The organism is Georgenia phoenicis (assembly GCF_047302425.1).
Classification (GTDB): Bacteria; Actinomycetota; Actinomycetes; order Actinomycetales; family Actinomycetaceae; genus Oceanitalea.
Window position 1 is genome coordinate 2,726,832 of the sequence record NZ_CP154855.1, and the last position, 18,051, is coordinate 2,744,882.

The 18,051-nt window shown below is 69.7% G+C and carries 16 protein-coding genes; 8 read left to right on the forward strand and 8 right to left on the reverse strand.

Annotated features, from left to right (window positions below; all coding sequences use genetic code 11):
- Nucleotides 1–83: 83 nt before the first annotated feature.
- Both AA0005_RS12945 and AA0005_RS12950 read right to left on the reverse strand, forming a co-directional pair.
- The gene (locus AA0005_RS12945; RefSeq protein ID WP_324653730.1) at nucleotides 84–557 is read right to left on the reverse strand and encodes a hypothetical protein; all 474 of its coding nucleotides are present in this window, start codon (nucleotides 555–557) and stop codon (nucleotides 84–86) included.
- A 219-nt stretch (nucleotides 558–776) separates the two neighbouring features.
- Nucleotides 777–1,685: a M23 family metallopeptidase gene (locus AA0005_RS12950; RefSeq protein ID WP_324653728.1), complete on the reverse strand. Its 909-nt coding sequence runs from the start codon at nucleotides 1,683–1,685 to the stop codon at nucleotides 777–779.
- Between the two features lie 541 nt (nucleotides 1,686–2,226).
- Between AA0005_RS12950 and AA0005_RS12955 the strand changes: the two genes are divergently transcribed.
- From AA0005_RS12955 to AA0005_RS12965, 3 genes are all read left to right on the forward strand, one after another.
- Nucleotides 2,227–2,601 (forward strand): hypothetical protein, encoded by a 375-nt coding sequence (locus AA0005_RS12955; protein WP_324653725.1) that lies wholly within the window; start codon nucleotides 2,227–2,229, stop codon nucleotides 2,599–2,601.
- 132 nt (nucleotides 2,602–2,733) lie between these two features.
- A complete protein-coding gene (locus AA0005_RS12960) occupies nucleotides 2,734–3,399 on the forward strand; it encodes a DsbA family protein (RefSeq protein ID WP_324653721.1) in 666 nt (221 codons plus the stop codon).
- Nucleotides 3,396–4,472, forward strand: a complete 1,077-nt coding sequence (locus AA0005_RS12965; protein ID WP_413450574.1) for a flavin-containing monooxygenase — start codon at nucleotides 3,396–3,398, stop codon at nucleotides 4,470–4,472. Before AA0005_RS12960 ends, AA0005_RS12965 begins: the two co-directional genes overlap by 4 nt.
- Nucleotides 4,473–4,603: 131 nt before the next feature.
- Here the strand turns inward: AA0005_RS12965 and AA0005_RS12970 are convergent, their stop codons facing one another.
- Nucleotides 4,604–5,506, reverse strand: a complete 903-nt coding sequence (locus AA0005_RS12970; protein WP_324653718.1) for a M56 family metallopeptidase — start codon at nucleotides 5,504–5,506, stop codon at nucleotides 4,604–4,606.
- A gap of 10 nt (nucleotides 5,507–5,516) precedes the next feature.
- Nucleotides 5,517–5,891 (reverse strand): BlaI/MecI/CopY family transcriptional regulator, encoded by a 375-nt coding sequence (locus tag AA0005_RS12975; protein ID WP_413450575.1) that lies wholly within the window; start codon nucleotides 5,889–5,891, stop codon nucleotides 5,517–5,519.
- 99 nt (nucleotides 5,892–5,990) lie between these two features.
- Between AA0005_RS12975 and AA0005_RS12980 the strand changes: the two genes are divergently transcribed.
- From AA0005_RS12980 to cydD, 3 genes are read left to right on the forward strand one after another with little or no spacing between them, the layout of a single operon-like run.
- Complete coding sequence (locus tag AA0005_RS12980; RefSeq protein ID WP_413450576.1) at nucleotides 5,991–7,472, forward strand: cytochrome ubiquinol oxidase subunit I; 1,482 nt, start codon at nucleotides 5,991–5,993, stop codon at nucleotides 7,470–7,472.
- A gap of 20 nt (nucleotides 7,473–7,492) precedes the next feature.
- Nucleotides 7,493–8,494 (forward strand): cytochrome d ubiquinol oxidase subunit II, encoded by a 1,002-nt coding sequence (cydB, locus tag AA0005_RS12985; RefSeq protein WP_324653714.1) that lies wholly within the window; start codon nucleotides 7,493–7,495, stop codon nucleotides 8,492–8,494.
- Nucleotides 8,491–12,000, forward strand: a complete 3,510-nt coding sequence (cydD, locus tag AA0005_RS12990) for a thiol reductant ABC exporter subunit CydD (RefSeq protein WP_324653712.1) — start codon at nucleotides 8,491–8,493, stop codon at nucleotides 11,998–12,000. Before cydB ends, cydD begins: the two co-directional genes overlap by 4 nt.
- A gap of 104 nt (nucleotides 12,001–12,104) precedes the next feature.
- Here the strand turns inward: cydD and AA0005_RS12995 are convergent, their stop codons facing one another.
- From AA0005_RS12995 to AA0005_RS13010, 4 genes are all read right to left on the reverse strand, one after another.
- Nucleotides 12,105–14,147 (reverse strand): cytochrome c oxidase assembly protein, encoded by a 2,043-nt coding sequence (locus AA0005_RS12995; protein WP_324653711.1) that lies wholly within the window; start codon nucleotides 14,145–14,147, stop codon nucleotides 12,105–12,107.
- A 40-nt stretch (nucleotides 14,148–14,187) separates the two neighbouring features.
- Nucleotides 14,188–14,328, reverse strand: a complete 141-nt coding sequence (locus AA0005_RS13000; protein ID WP_324653709.1) for a hypothetical protein — start codon at nucleotides 14,326–14,328, stop codon at nucleotides 14,188–14,190.
- Nucleotides 14,329–14,396: 68 nt separating this feature from the next.
- The gene (locus AA0005_RS13005; protein WP_324653707.1) at nucleotides 14,397–15,308 is read right to left on the reverse strand and encodes a cation diffusion facilitator family transporter; all 912 of its coding nucleotides are present in this window, start codon (nucleotides 15,306–15,308) and stop codon (nucleotides 14,397–14,399) included.
- Nucleotides 15,308–15,682, reverse strand: coding sequence for an ArsR/SmtB family transcription factor (locus AA0005_RS13010; protein ID WP_413450577.1), 375 nt, complete (start codon nucleotides 15,680–15,682; stop codon nucleotides 15,308–15,310). Before AA0005_RS13010 ends, AA0005_RS13005 begins: the two co-directional genes overlap by 1 nt.
- Before the next feature lie 72 nt (nucleotides 15,683–15,754).
- Here AA0005_RS13010 and cmtR point away from each other — a divergent pair, with 72 nt between their 5' ends.
- Nucleotides 15,755–16,114, forward strand: coding sequence for a Cd(II)/Pb(II)-sensing metalloregulatory transcriptional regulator CmtR (gene cmtR, locus AA0005_RS13015; protein WP_413450578.1), 360 nt, complete (start codon nucleotides 15,755–15,757; stop codon nucleotides 16,112–16,114).
- Nucleotides 16,111–18,018: a cation-translocating P-type ATPase gene (locus AA0005_RS13020; RefSeq protein WP_324653702.1), complete on the forward strand. Its 1,908-nt coding sequence runs from the start codon at nucleotides 16,111–16,113 to the stop codon at nucleotides 18,016–18,018. The genes cmtR and AA0005_RS13020 overlap by 4 nt, the downstream gene beginning before the upstream one ends.
- The last annotated feature ends 33 nt before the right edge of the window (nucleotides 18,019–18,051 follow it).

Sequence of the window (18,051 nt, forward strand, 5' to 3'; positions counted from 1 at the left end):
GTATTTCCTCCAGTGCGCACCGCTCCATGACGGTCGCGGCACCGCTCATCCATGAACACGTGGCCGCGCCAAATCAGCACGGTTCAGCCATGGCGTAGGGCTGAGAGCACTAGACCGACTGGGATACTCACTGCGAGCACGACGATGAGTCCCCGGTAGATCATCAGCGGCCACCGGCGCGTGTGCCTGCGAGGTGCTGCGGTGAGGAACAGCACGAGGGCAACGAACAGCATCACCCCGCCTGCCACAACCACCGCCACCGCACCGGTCAGGGTGCCCGTGAGCACTGCGACGTTGGCCGTGTTGTAGCACAACAGTTGCCAGCCGCGGCGCCGGCAGGAGGGGACAGTATCGGCGAGCATGGCCTGTCCCCCACCCAACGCGACCTGCGCGGCACCGACGACCAACACCAGGTAGGCCGCCGCCCAGGACCCGCTGGCGAAGCCGAGCGGGCCGGTAACAGCGGCGACGAGTCCACCACCGATGATCGCAATCGCCCCGATAAGGACGAAGGGCCGCATGGTCAGCCATTGCGAGGTGGTGATGACACTGGACACTGGTCCACCGTCGATCTGCTGGCTGGTCGGTTCTGACCTTCCTGGCATCGGGGCACCTCCAAGATGGGACGTAAGCACCAGCCGCCTGACCTCCTGGCGGTGCCGATCCGGGCCACTGTGACCATGGCACGTCAGGACCGTGAAGGGGACGCAACTACGTCCGGCCAAGCCCACCGATACTGCCAGAAACTTGCCCGTCCCGACTCAGCGCCAGCAGCGTCACGAAAGTGCGCTGATGTCCACTGCGCCCAGCTCTTGCAGCCACGCCAGCGGGTCGGTGGTGGTCAACTCGTCATCGGTGTGGATCTCGAAATGCAGATGCGGCCCGGTAGACCTGCCATTGGACCCCACACCGGCGATGACCTCACCAGCGGCCACGCCCTGGCCTTCTTGCACGTAGAGGTCATCGGCGTACATGTGGTTGTACCAGCTATAGACCCGCTGGCCCTCGATCTCGTGGGCGACGACGATGATCATGCTGGACCGTCCGTCCTTGCCCGGACCCACATAGTCCACCACCCCGTCGGCGACGGCGTAGATCGGGGTGTCCATCGGCGCGGCCAGATCCACCCCCTCGTGGAAGGCCGCTGCCCCGTTGAACGGGTCGGCCCGTCCTCCGTAGGACGACGACAACCGGAAGGCGTCCTGAGCCAGCGGCAGCACAAACGTCGGCGCCGGTTCGGCCGGTTCGACCGGCTCGATAGGGCCTTCCTCCGCGAGCAGTTCGAGTTCTGGCATCGCCTTCATCTGGGGGTCTTCGGCGGGTTCACGCTCAGCGGAGCGCGATGCCTGGTCCTTACTGCGCGAGGGGTCCGGAGCAGCGGACGGCACATCATCGGGAGTCTCGATGGGCCTAGCCCGGGTGGCGGCTTGTTCCGTGGTGCCGGTGGCGTCCGGAGTGGTGGCTGGTGCCAGCTGCCGCGTCTCGCCGGGGTGGGCGTGGGCGGGGTCAATGCAGAACGTTCCCAGAAGGGGGATGACGATCGTTGAGGCCGCCAGGGCCGTCACGATCGCGGACCGCGTCGCGGCGCGCCGCAGGCCACCGCGGGAGGTGGAGCGTCGCCGTGAGCGCGACGCCTTCCCGGTGGTGCGCAGCTCGCGGCGGGAGACCGGGCGGTTGGCACTCATCTCCGGGGCGGGCTCACGCTCGCCGAGGATCTGCGACCAACTCGCCTCACGGGAGGAGCCTGTACCCCGGCGGGTGGGCGAGGCCGGGGCAGGACCCGAAGCCGCCGGTCCCCCGACGGCGCGCCTACGCACCGGACCGGTGGGACGGTGGCGGGAGCCCTTGCTGCGGCTCTCGCGCAGCTGGCGTCGCGTCACCGACGGCGGTGACGATGCCCCGGACCTCTCGGGCATCAAGCAGTCTCCAAGCAGCAAGTCACACGATCTCTTTCACAGTCCCGATCAACAACGCCGACGAGAAGTGTAACGGAGAGGTCACGGCGTTGGCTGAGGCGTGGGACACAGTGAGCGGGGTGGCAGCAGTTGACGTCGGTGATGTGCCTCAGCACCGATCCGGCCAGTGCGCGATGGGCGGGCCAGGCCCACCACCGGCTTACGTGCCGCTAGAGCGGTCGTGCCGCGGACACAGCCGCCCCCGGGGGGAAGTAGCCTTGATCCGATGAGTCTGCCCCCCAGCTCGAGGCACTGCCCGAGTCCTGCGGCCATGAGGCTCGTCACCATCCTCCTGGCGGTGGTGATGGTCGTGCTGGGTGCATTGGCCGCGCATCACGCTCAGACCGTTCAGGGCGAGACTAGCCAGCCGGTTGTCTTGGAAGTTGACGCAGCCGCTCAGCCGCTCGCCGGCAGCGGCGGAGCGCCGGATAGTCCCGGTGGTCACCCTGCGGCAGGGCTAGTCACGGGCTGTATTGTGCTGATCGCGTGCCTGGCACTGGTGCCCGCTCGTGCGGGGCGGGGAGACCTGCTCAAGCGGCTTAGCTGGGTCACGGACACCCTTCGCGCGGTCATCGGCGTGACTCCGACCGGGCCGACCTTTGCCGCCCGCCCCGACCTCATCGCCCTCTCCATTAGTCGCACATAGACACGCGCCGGCACTGAAGCTTAGGGCGCGCCGCAGTGCACCCCCTTCTCCGTGCCAGCCGTACTGCGTGCGCTCCGAGCACTTCCGGGCGCGCTCCTGATGTGTCCGATGAGCCGTGGAGAGAGTCCGGAAATGAACAGTAGAACCAAAGTCGCCATCGCAGTGCTCGGCGTAATCGTCCTGACCGTGAGCGTGGTCATCATCGCCGCGATCACACAGGACCCGCAGACCAGCCCTGAAGCGGAGGGTGCCCCCGGAACTGGGGTGGCCTCCGCTATCCGGGAGGACAGCCACCGTCTGGATGACGCGGGCGACGGTGCCGTGACCGTGGTGGAGTTCCTCGACTTCGAATGCGAAGCATGCGGTGCCTTCTACCCGGTCGTGGAGGATCTGCGGGAGGAGTTCGCCGGCCAGGTGACGTTCGCCATCCGCTACTTCCCGCTGCCCGGGCACTTCAACTCCCAGAACGCCGCACTCGCCGTGGAGGCGGCAGCGCAGCAGGGGCAACTGGAGGCGATGTACGAGCGGATGTTCCAGACACAGGCGCAGTGGGGTGAGGCACAGGAGTCCCACGCGCCGCTGTTCCGTCAGTTCGCCGAGGAGCTTGGTCTCGACCTGGCCCGGTACGACGCCGCCGTGGCCGACCCTGCCACGGCCCAACGCGTGCAGTCGGACTTCGATGATGGCGTCACGCTCGGCGTCAGTTCCACCCCGAGCTTCTTCGTCAACGACCAGCTGGTGCAGCTCACCGCCTACGACGATCTTCGCGAAGCGATCCAAGCAGAGCTCGACCGTTGACCACGCCGTTGGAAGACCTCCAGTCACAACGGGTGATCGTGGTTGGTGCCGGCCAAGCTGGCCTAGCCATGGGCCACGCGTTAATCCGCACGGGGCTCAGGCCCCAGGTCGACTTCACGATCCTTGATGCCGACGTGATGGGCGAGCGGGCGTGGGATCGGCGATGGCACTCGCTTCGCCTGTTCACCCCCGCCAAGCACGCCTCCCTTCCGGGTATGCCCTTCCCCGGCTCAGGGGCTCGGTATCCGAGAACCGATGAAGTGGCCGACTACCTGGAGGATTACGCCAACCAGTTGGGTCTGGCGCCGAGGTGGGGCACCCGCGTGCATGGTCTTCGGCTCGACCCGCACCGTCATGAACTGACGCTGGTCACGAACATCGGCGAGATCGCCACCCGCAACGTGGTGGCCGCGACAGGGCCATTCACCGAGCCGCGGTTTCCCGAGTTCGCCAGCCGGGTTCGCGTGTCCGGGCAGAACCTGCACAGCGACAGCTACACACATCCCAAGCAGCTGCCCGACGGATCGGTGCTGATCATCGGGGCTGGCAACACCGGTCGCCAGTTGGCCCGCGAGCTCGCCGGCTCCCACGAGGTGACACTCGCCGTCGGCGTTCCTCAACGCGAGCTGCCGCAGCGATTCCTCGGCGTCGATATCTTCTCCTGGATGACCGCGACCGGGATCCTGCGAGTCCCGGCCCGATCCCCCGTCGGTCGACGTCTGTCCCACCGCGAGGTGGTGATCGGCCAGAGCCTTCACGAGCTACGCGCCCTGGGGGTGCGGATAGTGCCGCGACTCCTCGACGCGGCGGGCTCAACCTTCCATTCTCAGGACGGCACCAGCCTCACCGCCCAGTCCGTGCTGTGGGCGACCGGCTACCGGCCGGGGTTCGGCTGGCTTCCCGGCCAGGTCCGGGACTCAAACGGTGTCGTTGTGCAGACTCGAGGCACGACGTGCGTCCCGGGCCTGTATGTCTTGGGCTTGCCCTGGATGCACACCCGCAGTTCCGCGCTGCTCACTGGCGTGGGCCGCGATGCGGCACGAATCGCCCGGACGATCGGTCGGCAACCGTGACCCCCGCCGGCTTGAATAGGGCTCCGGGAAGCGGTGGGCACGTCCAAGACCGCGCCCGGCGGTGGCCAACCCGCCGCCGATCATTCACCGGGCAGGTCCCGCCACCGGGAACGACCGGCCGATGAGGCCGATCAGAGGGAGAACCCCGCGGCGGCAAGTGCGCCGGTTAACCACGGACTCACCACCGTGATGGTCGGCACCGCCAGGACCGCCACTGCGCCGCTGTAGGCCGCAGTGCTCAAGAGCCGGGCAGAGACCTGCGCTGTCGATGTCGAGGACGACTGCAGTCGCTGGCTACGCGCCGTCACCCCCTCGGTGCCGGCGGTGTGCGACAACTTCTCCAGCGCCTGGTGCAACCGAGCCGGGCCGACTCGTCGAGCGGCTTCATCATCGGCCAGCATCTCCAACAGCTGATTCACCGCATCCAGTGCGGCTTTGCTTCGCACAAACCGGGGAAAGGCCACGTGTAGGGCGGTGAACGCCTCCAGCACCAGGTCATGGCGCGCCCGCAGGTGGGCACGCTCATGGGCGACAACCGCAGCGGTTTCGTCCGGTGAGAGCAGGTTCAGTGTGGCGGCGCTGACCACAACCTTCGGCTGACGGCCAGGCACGCAGTAGGCCAGCGGCACGTCCCCGGACAGCACGTGCAGGTGTAGATCGGCCGGGCTGGCCGTCTGGAGCAGGTCGAGCATGTCGCGCTGGCGCTGACGACGGCGCCTGGTCCCCAGCCCGAGCCTGATAACCACGACGCCGAGCCGCAACACGATGGTGGCGGCAAGCACCACAGCGATTCCCGCCGCGACCACGACGCCGGCCCCCAGGCCGATCTCGCCGTGCCCGCTCAAGTGCCGTAGCAGCCCTTCGGGGGTGGCCAGCACACTGCCGATGGCGGCCAGGACGGCCGCCAGAGCGACCGCTTGCCACAGCACCAGCGCAGCGCGCGGAACCCGCCTGGGCCACCGGCTGCGCGACAGTGCGCTGGGCAGCGGCCCGGACAGGACGATCGCCAGCAGGGCGAGCAGCAACCCGGCCACGGCGTGCTGGTTAAGAGTGGGGGTCGGCCGTGGAGCTCGACAGTGCGGCGCGAATGGCCTCGGCCTCCCGAGGGCTCACCTGCCCCACGAAATGCTGCAGCGCTGCCTCCCGATTGCCCAGGTCACTGCCCGTGCGCAACGCGTCCAACATCAGTTCGGCAGTCATCTCCTCACGGTTGCGCACCGGTGAGTACCGGTAGGCGCGCCCGTGGCGTTCCTGGTGAACCACGCCCTTCTTGGCCAGCCGCCCGAGCACCGTCATCACAGTCGTGTACGCCAGCGACCGCTCTGCGCTGAGGCTGGCATGGACTTCACGCACAGTGCGCGGCCCATCGGCAACCCACAGGTCGGCCATCACGGCCTTCTCCAGCTCACCCATCGCCATGTGAGCAGCGTAACCCAGCTCTACGACGACCGAAGTACTACAGCATGTAGTGTCTACTACGTCGTGTAGGACCTTGGTCTCTGGTGGTGGAGGAACGCGGTGGATATCGAGACGGTGGACATCGCGCGGCTGCAGTTCGCAGTGGTGACCATCTACCACTACTTCTTCGTGCCGCTCTCGATCGCGCTGGCGGCCACGACGGCCGGGCTGCAGACCGCCTGGTTGCGTACCGGGCGGCAGGCCTACCGCGATATGACGATGCTGGTCGGCAAGTTGCTGATGGCCACCTTCGTCGTCGGCGTGGTGACCGGACTGGTCCAGGAGTTCCAGTTCGGCTTGTCCTGGAGCGCTTTTGCGCGGTTCTACGGCGACGTGTTCGGTCCGACGCTGGCCATTGAGGGGATGCTCGCGTTCTTCTTGGAGGCGACCTTCCTTGGGTTGTGGTTCTTCGGGTGGGACCGCCTGCCGGCGAAGGTGCACCTGGCCACCATCTGGATCGTCGCGGTGGGCACTGCGATCTCCGCGTTCGTGATCTTGGCGGCCAACTCCTTCATGCAGAACCCGGTGGCCTACACGGTCAATCCCGAAACCGGGCGCGCCGAGCTGGACAGCTTCATCGATCTGCTGCTCAACGAGGTGAATCTGGCGGCGTTTCCCCACACGATGGCTGGGGCGGCGATGGTCGGTGGGGCGTTGCTGCTGGCTATCGGAGCCCGGCGGGCCTGGGGTCAGCGCGCGGACAGGTCGCACCGCGATCACGCCTCGTGGCGGGTGCTGGCCCGGTTGGGGGCGTGGATCACCTTGGTGGGCGGGGCCGCGGTGGCGGTGAGCGGTGACGTGCTGGGCAAGGTCATCACCAAGGTGCAGCCGATGAAGATGGCGGCCGCCGAGGCGTTGTACACCACTCAGAGCGGTGCACCGTTCTCGATATTCGCCATCGGTGCTCCGGGTTCACCCGAGCCGTTTTTCTCCATCGACATCCCCTACCTGCTGTCCATCCTGGCGGTCGGTGACCCCAACGCACCGGTGCAGGGCCTGGCCGAGCTGCAAAGTCAGTACGCCGAGCTGTACGGGCCCGGGGACTACATGCCGTGGATACCGGTGGCCTACTGGAGCTTCCGCCTGATGATCGGCTTGGGGGTACTGGCTGCGGGGATCGCCCTACTGGTCCTGCTCAAGACCCGGCGCCAACGCGACCTCGACTCCTCCTCGCTCCTGGGGCGCTGGACTCTACGTTCGCTGCCGCTGGTGCCACTGATGCCGATGGCTGCGAACACCTTCGGCTGGATCTTCACCGAGACCGCCCGTCAGCCCTGGTTGGTCTTTGGCCTGTTCCGCACCCAGGACGGCGTCTCCCCGGGCCTGACCCCCATCGAAGCGGTCCTGTCCCTGGTCGGCTTCGCCGCGGTGTACGCCGTGCTCGCTGTGGTGTGGCTGCGTCTGGTGGGTCATCTCGCGCGGTTGGACCTGTCCGCGCCACCTGATCAGCCCGGCGAGAGCGACTCACAGCCAGATCCAGCGAGGACTTCAGAAACGGCGGAGCGAGACCGCAGCCCCGCACCGACCGCACCCAGCTACTGACCGCCCCGGAGAGGACGACGATGGATCTGCCCACCCTGTGGTTCGCGCTGATCGTGCTGTGCTGGGTGCTGTTCTTCGTGCTGGAGGGATTCGACTTCGGCGTCGGGATACTCACCCCGGTCGTGGGCCGAGACTCCCATCAACGCGGTGCTGCCCTGACCACGATCGGGCCGGTCTGGGACGGCAACGAGGTGTGGCTGGTCGCTGCCATCGGTGCCACCTTTGCCGCCTTCCCCGACTGGTACGCGGCGTTGTTGTCGGGCCTGTACCTGCCGATGGTGATCATCCTGCTGGCCCTGGCCGGACGCGGGGTCGCCCTGGAGTTCCGGGGAAAGAAGGATGACCCCATCTGGCGGCGCCGGTGCGAGAGGGTGCTGGCTGCTTGCTCACTACTGTGTGCGGCCGCCTTCGGGGGCCTGCTCGGCGTGCTGCCCGGCGGACTGGCAATCGGAGCCGATGGCGAGGTCGCGGCCGGCGCGGGAGGCGCACTAGCACGCACCTTGGCGGTGGTGGCCCAGCCTGGGGCACTGGTGGGAGCTGGGGCCGGGGTACTGACTGCCTGCCTGCTGGGCGGAACCTACCTGGCGCTACGCACCACCGGGCCCGTTCGTGAGCGGGCCCGAATGATCGTGCCGCCATTGGCAGCGGCGCTTGTCGCGCTAGTGGCCCTCGGGGCAGTGACCGGCGTGGTCCGCTGGCTGCCGGCCACGGTGGTGATCGCGTTACTTCTGCTGGCCGTCCTCGCCGCCCGCTACCGCCGTGAGGGCTGGGCCTTTGGCATCTGCAGTCTCCTGGTCGTGGCCGTGGTGGTGGCCGTCTTCACCATCTCATTGCCGGTGCTCCTGCCCAGCACGCTGGACCCTGCATGGTCGCTGACCCTGCAGGGGGCCGCGGCCAGCGACACGGCGCTGGGCACTATCACTGCCGCAGGGGTGGTCATCCTGCCCGGGGTGCTGGCCTATCAAGCCTTTGCCTATTGGGTCTTCCGGCGCCGGGTGAGCAGCGAGCGGGTGGTGACATGAGTCGGGGCCCGGTCGATGCGAGGTTGTTTCGGCTCTCTCGGCCCGCCGTCGGCCCGATCGGTGTGCTGACGGCGCTCTCCTTGCTGTCCGCGGCGCTGCCCGTTGCCACCGCGCTGGCCGGAGCCCACCTCGTGGTCCAGGTGCTCACCGCAAGCGCCGGGGCGATGGGCCCTGCTCTCGTGCTGCTGGGTGCCTGCCTGGCCTTGCGGGCGCTGATCGACTGGCTGCAACCACTGGTGGCTCACGCCGCTTCCTGGCGGGTGATCGCACACGTGCGGCGCCACGCCCTGGACCGGGTTGAACAGCGCGGTCCAGCCTGGCTGGCCAGCGTCGGCGCCGGGCCCAACCCAATTGATGTGGGCACGCTCGTGTCGACCGGGCTGGATCCGTTGCGGCCCTGGTTCTCCGGGTACCTGCCCTCGGTGGTGGTGGCCGCGGTGCTTCCTGTCGGGGTGTTGACCACGATGACCCTCATCGACGTCCCCTCGGCGCTCGTCGTGCTGCTCACCTTGCCCCTGGTGCCGATCTTCGCCGCGCTGCTCGGGTGGGCCACCCAGCGGCAGGCTCAGCGCCAGTACGAGGCGGGCGGGCGGCTGGCCGGCTACTTCTTGGACGTGGTCCGGGGCCTGCCCACCCTGCGACTGGTCAACCGGGCCGAGCGACAGACCGGCGCCGTACGCGAGGTCTCCGAGCAGTATCGGGGCGCCACCATGAAGGTCCTCACGGTCGCCTTCTTGTCCTCCACAGCGCTGGACCTGGTCGCCAGCCTCTCCGTGGGCCTGGTCGCCGTGGAGGCTGGCGTGCGTCTGGCCCAGGGGGAGATGGGCCTCTGGCCGGCCCTGGCGGTCATCCTGCTCACCCCCGAGGCCTACCGGCCGCTGCGCGAGGCGGGAGCACAGTTCCACGACAGCGCCCAAGCCAGCGCAGTTGCTGACCAGCTCGAGCAACTAGATGCTGAGGGCCAATCGGCTGAGGTTCCACACTCGCGATCCGTGGTCGCTCACCCCGCTGGCCGCCACCCCTCGACCCCGGCCCCGCGGGGCCGGGGTCCGACAGTGCCTCCGATCCCGGTGCTGCTGCGCGCCCAGGGCCTGCGGGTCCACTACCCGGGCCGGCGGGCAAGGGCCCTGGACCTGCCCGAGCTGGACCTGCGCCGTGGTGAGCTGCTCGCGGTGACCGGGCCCTCCGGTGCCGGCAAGTCCACCTTGCTGCGGATCCTGGCCCGAACCCAGGACACCCACAGCGGGCAGGTCCACGTGGTGACCAGCACCGGGCAGGAACCGGCCGTGGAGTACGTCCCGCAACGCCCCACCCTGCCCCAGGCGCGCACCGTGGCTGAGGCACTGCTGCAAGAGCCGGACGAGGTCGTCGACGATGAAGACCTCATCGAGGCATTGGGCGTTGTCGGCCTCCGGGCCGAGGAGCTGTCCCAGGGGCTGAACACACCGTTGGGAGACGATGGTCAGGGCCTGTCGGCCGGCCAGCATCAGCGCATCGCTTTGGCCCGTGCCCTGCGGGTGGCCAAGAAGCACCTGGCCCACCAGCGCGACATCATCCTTCTGCTGGATGAGCCCACCGCCCATCTGGACCCGGTGACCGAACGCAACATCGTCCACGAGCTCGCGCAACTTGCCCATCGCGGTGGCACGATCCTGGCCGCAGCCCACCGACCCGCGCTGATCGGTGCGGCCTCGCGGGTCATCGACCTGCAGCGCCCCTCTGCCATCGTTGAGGAGCCCCCCGCTCGTCACGGCCATACAGCCGACGCGCCCGTCGAGCACCAGGCCACCGGTCCGTCGCCGATGACCAGAGGCATCCGCGGCTGGTGGTCTCGCCGCTCAGTCCAGGTCCGGTACGTCATCTCAGCAGCACTGGGGGCCGGCTCCCTGCTGGCCGGGGTGGCTCTGACCGCGGCCGCCAGCTGGATGATCATCCGGGCAGCCGACCAACCACCGATCCTGACCCTGTCGCTGGCCGCCGTGGCGGTACGGGCCTGCGCGATCGCCCGACCACTGCTGCGCTACCTGGAACGGCTCACCGCGCACGACACCGGCCTGAGCCACCTGGCACAGTGGCGCTCGGGGGTCGTGGCAGATCTGATTCCCCGCGTGCCAGGAACCTTGACACCCCGGCGCGGGTCACTGCTGAGCCGGGTGGTCGATGACGTCGACGTGCGGCTATCGGGGCTGATCCGAGGCCACCTACCGGTGGCCTCGGCAACCCTCGCCCTCCTGGTCATCACCCTGGCGACGTACTGGCTGCTGCCGCAGGCGGTGCTGCCGCTGGCCGGTGGCCTACTGATCAGTGCCGTGCTCGCGCCACTGGTCGCGGCCTGGACGGCCCACCGCAGCGAGACCCCCCGCGTCCAGGCCCGCTCCAACCTCCTAGAGGCCGTAGTCGAAACCCTGGAAGGCGCTGAGGAACTCCACGGACACCGTGGATCACACCTCCGTGCTGCCGTGGCCACCCGCGCTGCACAGCTGGACGCGGCCGAACAGCGCGCGGCCCATGCCCAGGGCCTATCAGCCGGCCTCGCCCAAGTCGGGCTCGGGGCCACCATCCTCGCCACGGCAGCGGTGGCCGCCATCGCCTGGCGAGACGGACAGATCAGCGCCGAGGTCGTGGGCGTACTCATCCTGGCAGCACTCGCCCTGGGTGAGGCGACGTTGGCAATCGCACCGGCCGTCCGGGCCATCGTCCTGGGCCGGTGGGCCCGCGACCGGCTCACCGCCCTGCGCGCGGTCCCACCAGCCGCCACGGACCCCACCCACCCCAGGACACTGGCCACCACCGCTCCCCTGGCAGTCGACCTCGAGGCGGTGCGCGCCGGCTGGGACCCGGCAAAACCCGCACTACGCGATCTGGACCTGCACCTGGAGCCGGGCCAAGCGGTGCTCATCCACGGCAAGTCCGGGGCAGGCAAGTCGACCCTGGCCGCCCTCCTGCTCGGGCTGCTGGACCCGGCCGCGGGCACCGTCACACTCGGCGGCCTGCCCACGACACAGCTCGCTGGCCAGACCGTGCGTGAACGGGTAGCCCTGGCCGGACAGTACGACCACATCTTCGCCACCACCCTTCGAGAAAACCTTCGCCTGGCACAACCGCACGCCACCGACAACGCGCTGATGCACGTGCTCCACCAGGCCCAGCTGCGCAACTGGTTCATCTCCCTGGAACACGGCTTGGACACCTGGCTGGACTCCGGCGGCCGAGTGATGTCCGGCGGCGAACGAAAACGCCTCACCCTCGCCCGGACGCTGCTGCGCGACCCCGATGTCCTCGTGCTTGACGAACCCACCGAAGGCCTGGACCAGGACACCGCCGAGGCGCTGATGCACACACTGCTCGCCGACGCCGCCGCCCGGCAACGAACCATCATCGTGCTGACCCACCTACAGGCGGGCATGGAGATGATCGACGACCGCCAGCAGCTATCCGACGGCCAGCTCGGCCGATCGAGTAGGCACCGGTCCCCGTTGCCGACCGCAACGACCTCCATCCCGTAGAGCGAGGTTCTCCCGGGCACACCTGCTTCGCTCAAGGCCCGGGTCCTCGCAACGGTCCGGTACTGCGTCCTGTGCTGTGAGCCCCGGGGTGGACTGACCGGCGCTCAGGGGCGCGCCGGGACGGTGGCTCGGGGCGTCTCAGGTGTCCGCATCCACGTGAGGATCAGCGCCAGGGCCAGGGCCAGCATGCCCACCTCCCCTACGCCCCAGACCACCAGTGCCCCGGTCCGCTGGTCCGTCAGGGCGTCGACCCCCCAGCTCAACCCAAGCCGGCCCAAATGGTCGGCGCCCAGCAGTGAGATGCTGGAGGCCAGGCCCATGCCCCACGCGCCGTAGAAGACCATGGCGACCACCGCTGCCCCCAAGCGCACCGCGAGGGGAACCCGGCGGCGGTGCGCGGTCAGGAGCGCGTGGACCAGGACGCAGCCCGCCGCGGTGAAGTACAGGACGAACAGCGCGTGCCAGATCGGGCTGTCCAGGGCACGGGCAAAAAGTGGGGTGTAGTAAAAGACCACCAGGGAGAGGGCCACGTGGAGGGTGGCCACCACGGGGCGGGCGAGGAACGCCATGACCGCAGAGCTCTGCAGTGCCTCGATCCACTCGCGCGGGCCACGTGAACCGTCGCCCCGCGCCGGCAGGACGCTCATCGCCAACGCGGTGGGCGCCCCGAGCACCAGAAGGATCGGCACCACCATTATCAGAACCATGTGGTGGGCCATGTGGGCGCTGAACAGGACGCTGCCGTAGACCGCCGGGCCGCCGTTGGTGGCCCACGCGAACAGCAGTACCCCCGCCACCCAGCTGGCTACCCGGATGGCCGGCCAGGGCCGTCCGGTGCGGCGCAGGCGCCACACCCAGGACAGGTAGGCCACCAGGGCAGCGACGGCCACGAAGATCGTCACCGGGTCGGGGCGCCACTGCGTGAGGTAGGCCCACGCCGTGGGTGCCGGGGGCTGGGGGTAGCCGGTCAGCAGGTAGACCGGGCTCGCGTCGACCGGTGGTTCCTGCGGCTGTGGTGGCGCGGAGGACCCCAGCGCGACCGCCACGCCGATCACTGCACCCATGATCATGACCTCGACCCCGGCCAACCGCCAGAACGCCAGCCCCGCCCCACCACCGGGCCGGGCCTGGGCACGGATCGCCGGGATCGTCATCGTGCGGTGGGCCCAGCCCGCCAGGCCTAGCGCCACCGTCAGGACCACCTTGATCATCAGGAGCTGACCGTAGGGATGCATGAGCAGGTCCAGCGGGGTGGAGAACCGGATCCACGCGTTGGCCGCGCCGGCGATGGTCGCGACCGCGAAGGCCCACACCGCGATCCTGGAGAACCGCTGCGTGACATCCGCCAGGCCCGGCCCCACCCGGGAGGCCACCACGCACAGGACACCCAGGCCCCCCGCCCAGACCGCCACGGCAGCCACGTGCAACCACCACGAGGTCACGGCGAAGTCGTGGTTGGCCGCCCCGGCGGCATGGCCCGTCACCGAGACCGGGGAGAACGCGGCCACGGCCAGCAGCATGGCCCAGGCCGCCGAGCCGGGGCCGGCGATGACCGCGGCCACCGGTGCGACCATCGCGGCCAGGAGCGTGGCCACACCCAGGTACCGGCCCATGTCGATCTGCGTGACGAACTGGACGAGCTCAGCGCCGTACCCCGGCCCACCGATCCTCGTGCCCAGCGCCGCGGCATGGGTCAGCAGCAGATGCGTCAGCTGCGCCAGGGCCCACACCACGGCCGCGAGGACGGCGATGTTCGCCACCCGCCGCCACGTCGGGTCCTCAGGCGCCGTGGGCTCGCCGGTCGCGCGCCGGCCGCTGCCGTCCCGGGGCGCCTCCCGACCGGCGTGGTCTCGACCCGTCCGGGCAGGTGCGGTGCGGGGCAGGACCACGGCGCACAGCATGAGCGCGCCGATCGTCACGGCCGCCGCAACGCGAGCCAGTGAGGTCGCCAGTGGAAGACCCCACCGCACCAGGGGGCCGGGATCGATGAGCTCGCGCGGCGCCGCCGCACCACTCAGCGCCAGGCCCGCCACCAGACCCACCACGACAAGCGGCAGCGCCCCCACCGCCCACGGCCACGCCGAGGTACCCCGGCCGGCAGACGCTTTACCGTGCGGCGGCTTCCCGCTCGTCGTCAGGATCGACACCCCGTGATGCTAACCGCGCGGACCACACCCCACGGCCACGTCACCGCACCACCATGACCACGATCGTCACCACGTACGCCGCGGCGACCAGGCCGATCCCCAGCAGCGTGAGCACCACACCGCGCCGTGCCCGCCGCTGGCCCTTGTCCGGCCCGGGACCCTTGCCCTGCTTCGCGGTCATCGCGCGCTCCGTGACGTCGGCTTGAGTATGTGCAGCGGGGTCTCATGAGCGGGCTGCCGGTGGCAGTGCTACCAGCTCAGGTCGTGACAGCCGCCACTGCCGGCGGCCTCCACCTGCAAGGTAGCGTGCTCGATGCCGTACCGGTCGCGCAACACCTCCCGTGCGGTGATCAGGACGGCGTTGTGGTCAGCGTCCTGCCCAGCCACGAGATGGGCGGTGGCCACGTTCATCCCCGACGTCAGGGTCCACACGTGCAGGTCGTGGACCTCCTCCACCCCCTGGACCGCGTCCAGGGCACCGGCGACCTCCTCCGGGTTGACCCCCTCAGGGGCGTGCTGGCCCAGGACCGCGATCACCTGCCGGCCCAGCACCACAGCCCGGATGATGACGAACACCGCGATGAGAGCCGCGACCACGATGTCCCAGATCGGCTGACCGGTGAGGATGATCAGCACACCGGCGACCATGACGCCCACCGACCCCGCCGCGTCGGCGATCACCTCGTAGTAGGCGCCCTTGACGTTCAGGCTCTCCTTCGACCCGCTGCGCAGCAGCAGCATGGAGACGATGTTGATCACCAGACCGGCGAACCCGACCGCGAGCATGGCCCCGGAGGCCACCTCCGGCGCATCACCCAGCCGGCTGATGGCCTCGACCACCACGTACACCCCGACCGCGAGCATCGCCAGCACCGCCAGCGCCGAGGCGAACACCTCGGCCCGGTAGGAGCCGTAGGTGCGTCGCCCCGAGGAGTCCGGGCGGCTCGCGATGCGCGTCGCGAGCAGGGCGGCACCCAGCACCACCACATCGGCAGCCATGTGCCCGGCATCCGACAGCAGCGCCAAGGACCCCGACACCAGCCCCGCGACGAGCTCGATGAGGAAAAAGCTGGCGGTCAGGGCGAACGCCCCGGCCAGCCGCCGACGGTAACGGCCCCCGGCGTGCCCGGTCGCCGGGGCGTGGCTGTGTCCCGCGCCCATCAGCCCTGCCCCTCGTGGCGGGCGTGCTCCCGGGAGACGTCCAGCAGCATCCGCACATGCGCATCAGCTAGCCGGTAGTACACCATCCGGCCCTCCCGCCGGTTGGCCACCACACCCGCGGTGCGCAGCAGGCGCAGCACCTGGGACACCGACGCCTCCGGGACGTCCACCGACGCCGCCAGGTCGCACACGCACAGCTCCCCGGCCTCCAGCAACGCATACAGCACCCGGGCACGTCGCGGGTCCCCCAGGAGCTTGAACAACCCGGCCAACCGGCCGGCCTCCGCCTCGTCGGGGATCTTCTCCCGGGTCAACGCCACCTTCTCCGGATGGACGGCGGCGACCTCACACGAATCCAACGGCGTCACAGTCATGCCACAACCATACACCTATGCAGATGTGTAGGTGTTACTCTCAGAAGTCAGCGTGTGCTGTATGGTCAGCGCATGCTGACTATTGCCTCGCGGCTGGACGTGATGAACCGGCTGGGCCGGGCGATGGCCGACCCGACCCGCTCCCGGATCCTCATGCCCCTCCTCGAGGGCCCGAGCTACCCGGCGGCGCTGGCCCGGGACCTGGGCCTGACCCGGTCGAACGTGTCGAACCACCTCACCTGTCTGCGGGACTGCGGCATCGTCGTGGCCGAGCCCGAAGGGCGCCAGACGCGGTATGAGATCGCCGACCCCCACCTGGCGGCGGCGATGACCGCACTGGTCGAGGTGACGCTGGCGGTCGATGAGAACGCCCCCTGCGTGGATGCCAGCTGCACGGTGCCCGGCTGCTGCCCGAGCGGGACCGTGGCATGAGCGCCACCACCCACACGCCCGTCGAGCAGCTCGAGACCCACCACGACCACGACGTTCCGTGGTGGGCCGACCGCGCGGTCATGGTCCCGGTCGCCTCGGGGGTGGCCTTCATCGCCGGATGGATCTTCGAGTGGTCCGGGGCCGAAGAGGCGGCGCCGGTGCTGTTCTGGGTCGGTCTGCTGCTCGGGGCCTCCACCTTCGTCCCCGGTGCGCTGCGCAGGCTCGCCACGGGCAAGCTCGGCATCGCGCTCCTCATGACCATGAGCGCCACCGGCGCGGTCATCCTCGGCCACGTGGAAGAGGCAGCGGCCCTGGCCTTCCTCTACTCCATCGCCGAGGCCCTGGAAGACCGCGCCATGGACCGGGCGCGGGCCGGCCTACGCGCACTACTCAAGCTCGTGCCCCAGAGCGCCACCGTCCTCACCGACGGTCAGACCACTACGGTCCCGGCACGTGACCTCACCGCGGGGCAGGTCATGGTGATTCGGCCCGGTGAGCGCATCGCCACCGACGGCATCGTACGGACCGGCCACAGCAGCCTGGACACCTCCGCCATCACCGGGGAGTCCATCCCCGTCGAGGCCGGCCCCGGCGATGAGGTGTCCGCCGGGGCGATCAACACCACCGGGGCCCTGCAGGTCGAGGCGACCGCCGCCGGCACCGACAACTCCCTGACCACGATCGTGAGCCTGGTCGAACGCGCCCAGGCCGAGAAGGGGCAGCGCGCCCGGCTGGCCGACCGCATCGCCCGCCCGCTCGTGCCCGGCGTCCTGGTCCTGGCCGTGCTGGTCGCCGTCATCGGCTCCCTCGCTGGTGACCCGCAGACCTGGATCACCCGCGCCCTGGTCGTGCTCGTGGCCGCCTCCCCGTGTGCGCTGGCGATCGCCGTGCCCATCACCGTGGTCTCCGCGGTCGGCTCGGCCAGCAAGTTCGGCGTCATCATCAAGAGCGGCGCGATCTTCGAACGCTTCGGCAGCATCGGGCACGTCGCCTTCGACAAGACCGGGACCCTGACCGCCAACCGGCCCACCGTCACCGCCGTCGTCCCCGCGATGGACGTGACCGAGGAGCAGGTCCTGGCCTGGGCCGCCGCGCTCGAGCAGCACAGCACCCACCCCCTCGCCACCGCCATCACCCAGGCCGCCCCCGCCACCCCCGCCGGTCACGGCATCACCGAGGAAGCCGGTCACGGCATCTACGGCACCGTGGACGGCGCCGTAGTGCGGGTCGGCAGCCCCCGCTGGGTCGACCCCGGCCACCTCACCGACCGAGTGCGTGACCTGGAGGCCCAAGGGATGACCGTCGTCGTCGTCCACCGCGGCGGCACGGTCGCCGGGGCGATCGGGGTGCGCGACGAGCTACGTCCCGAGGTCCCCCAGGTCATCCAGACCCTGGCGGGCCGCGGCATCGGCCTCACGATGCTCACCGGTGACAACGAGCGCACCGCGCGCGCCCTCGCGGCGCAGGCCGGCATCACCGACGTGCGCGCCGAGCTGCGCCCCGAAGGAAAGTCCGCCGCCGTGGACGAGCTCAGCGCCCACCGGCCCACCGCGATGATCGGCGACGGCATCAACGACGCCCCCGCCCTGGCCGCAGCCGACGTCGGGATCGCCATGGGAGCCACCGGCTCCGACGCCGCGATCGAGTCCGCCGACATCGCCTTCACCGGCCAGGACCTGCGCCTCCTGCCCCAGGCCATCACCCACGCCCGACGCGGGCGGCGCATCGTCAACCAGAACATCATCCTGTCGCTGCTCATCATCGCCGCCCTGCCACCCCTGGCCATCACCGGCGTCCTGGGCCTGGCAGCCGTCGTGCTCATCCACGAGATCGCCGAGGTCCTGGTCATCCTCAACGGCCTGCGCGCCGCACGCACCCACCACGCCACCGCGCCCGGACGCTGACCCGCGGGCCAACGCGGCCCCATTGACCACCGC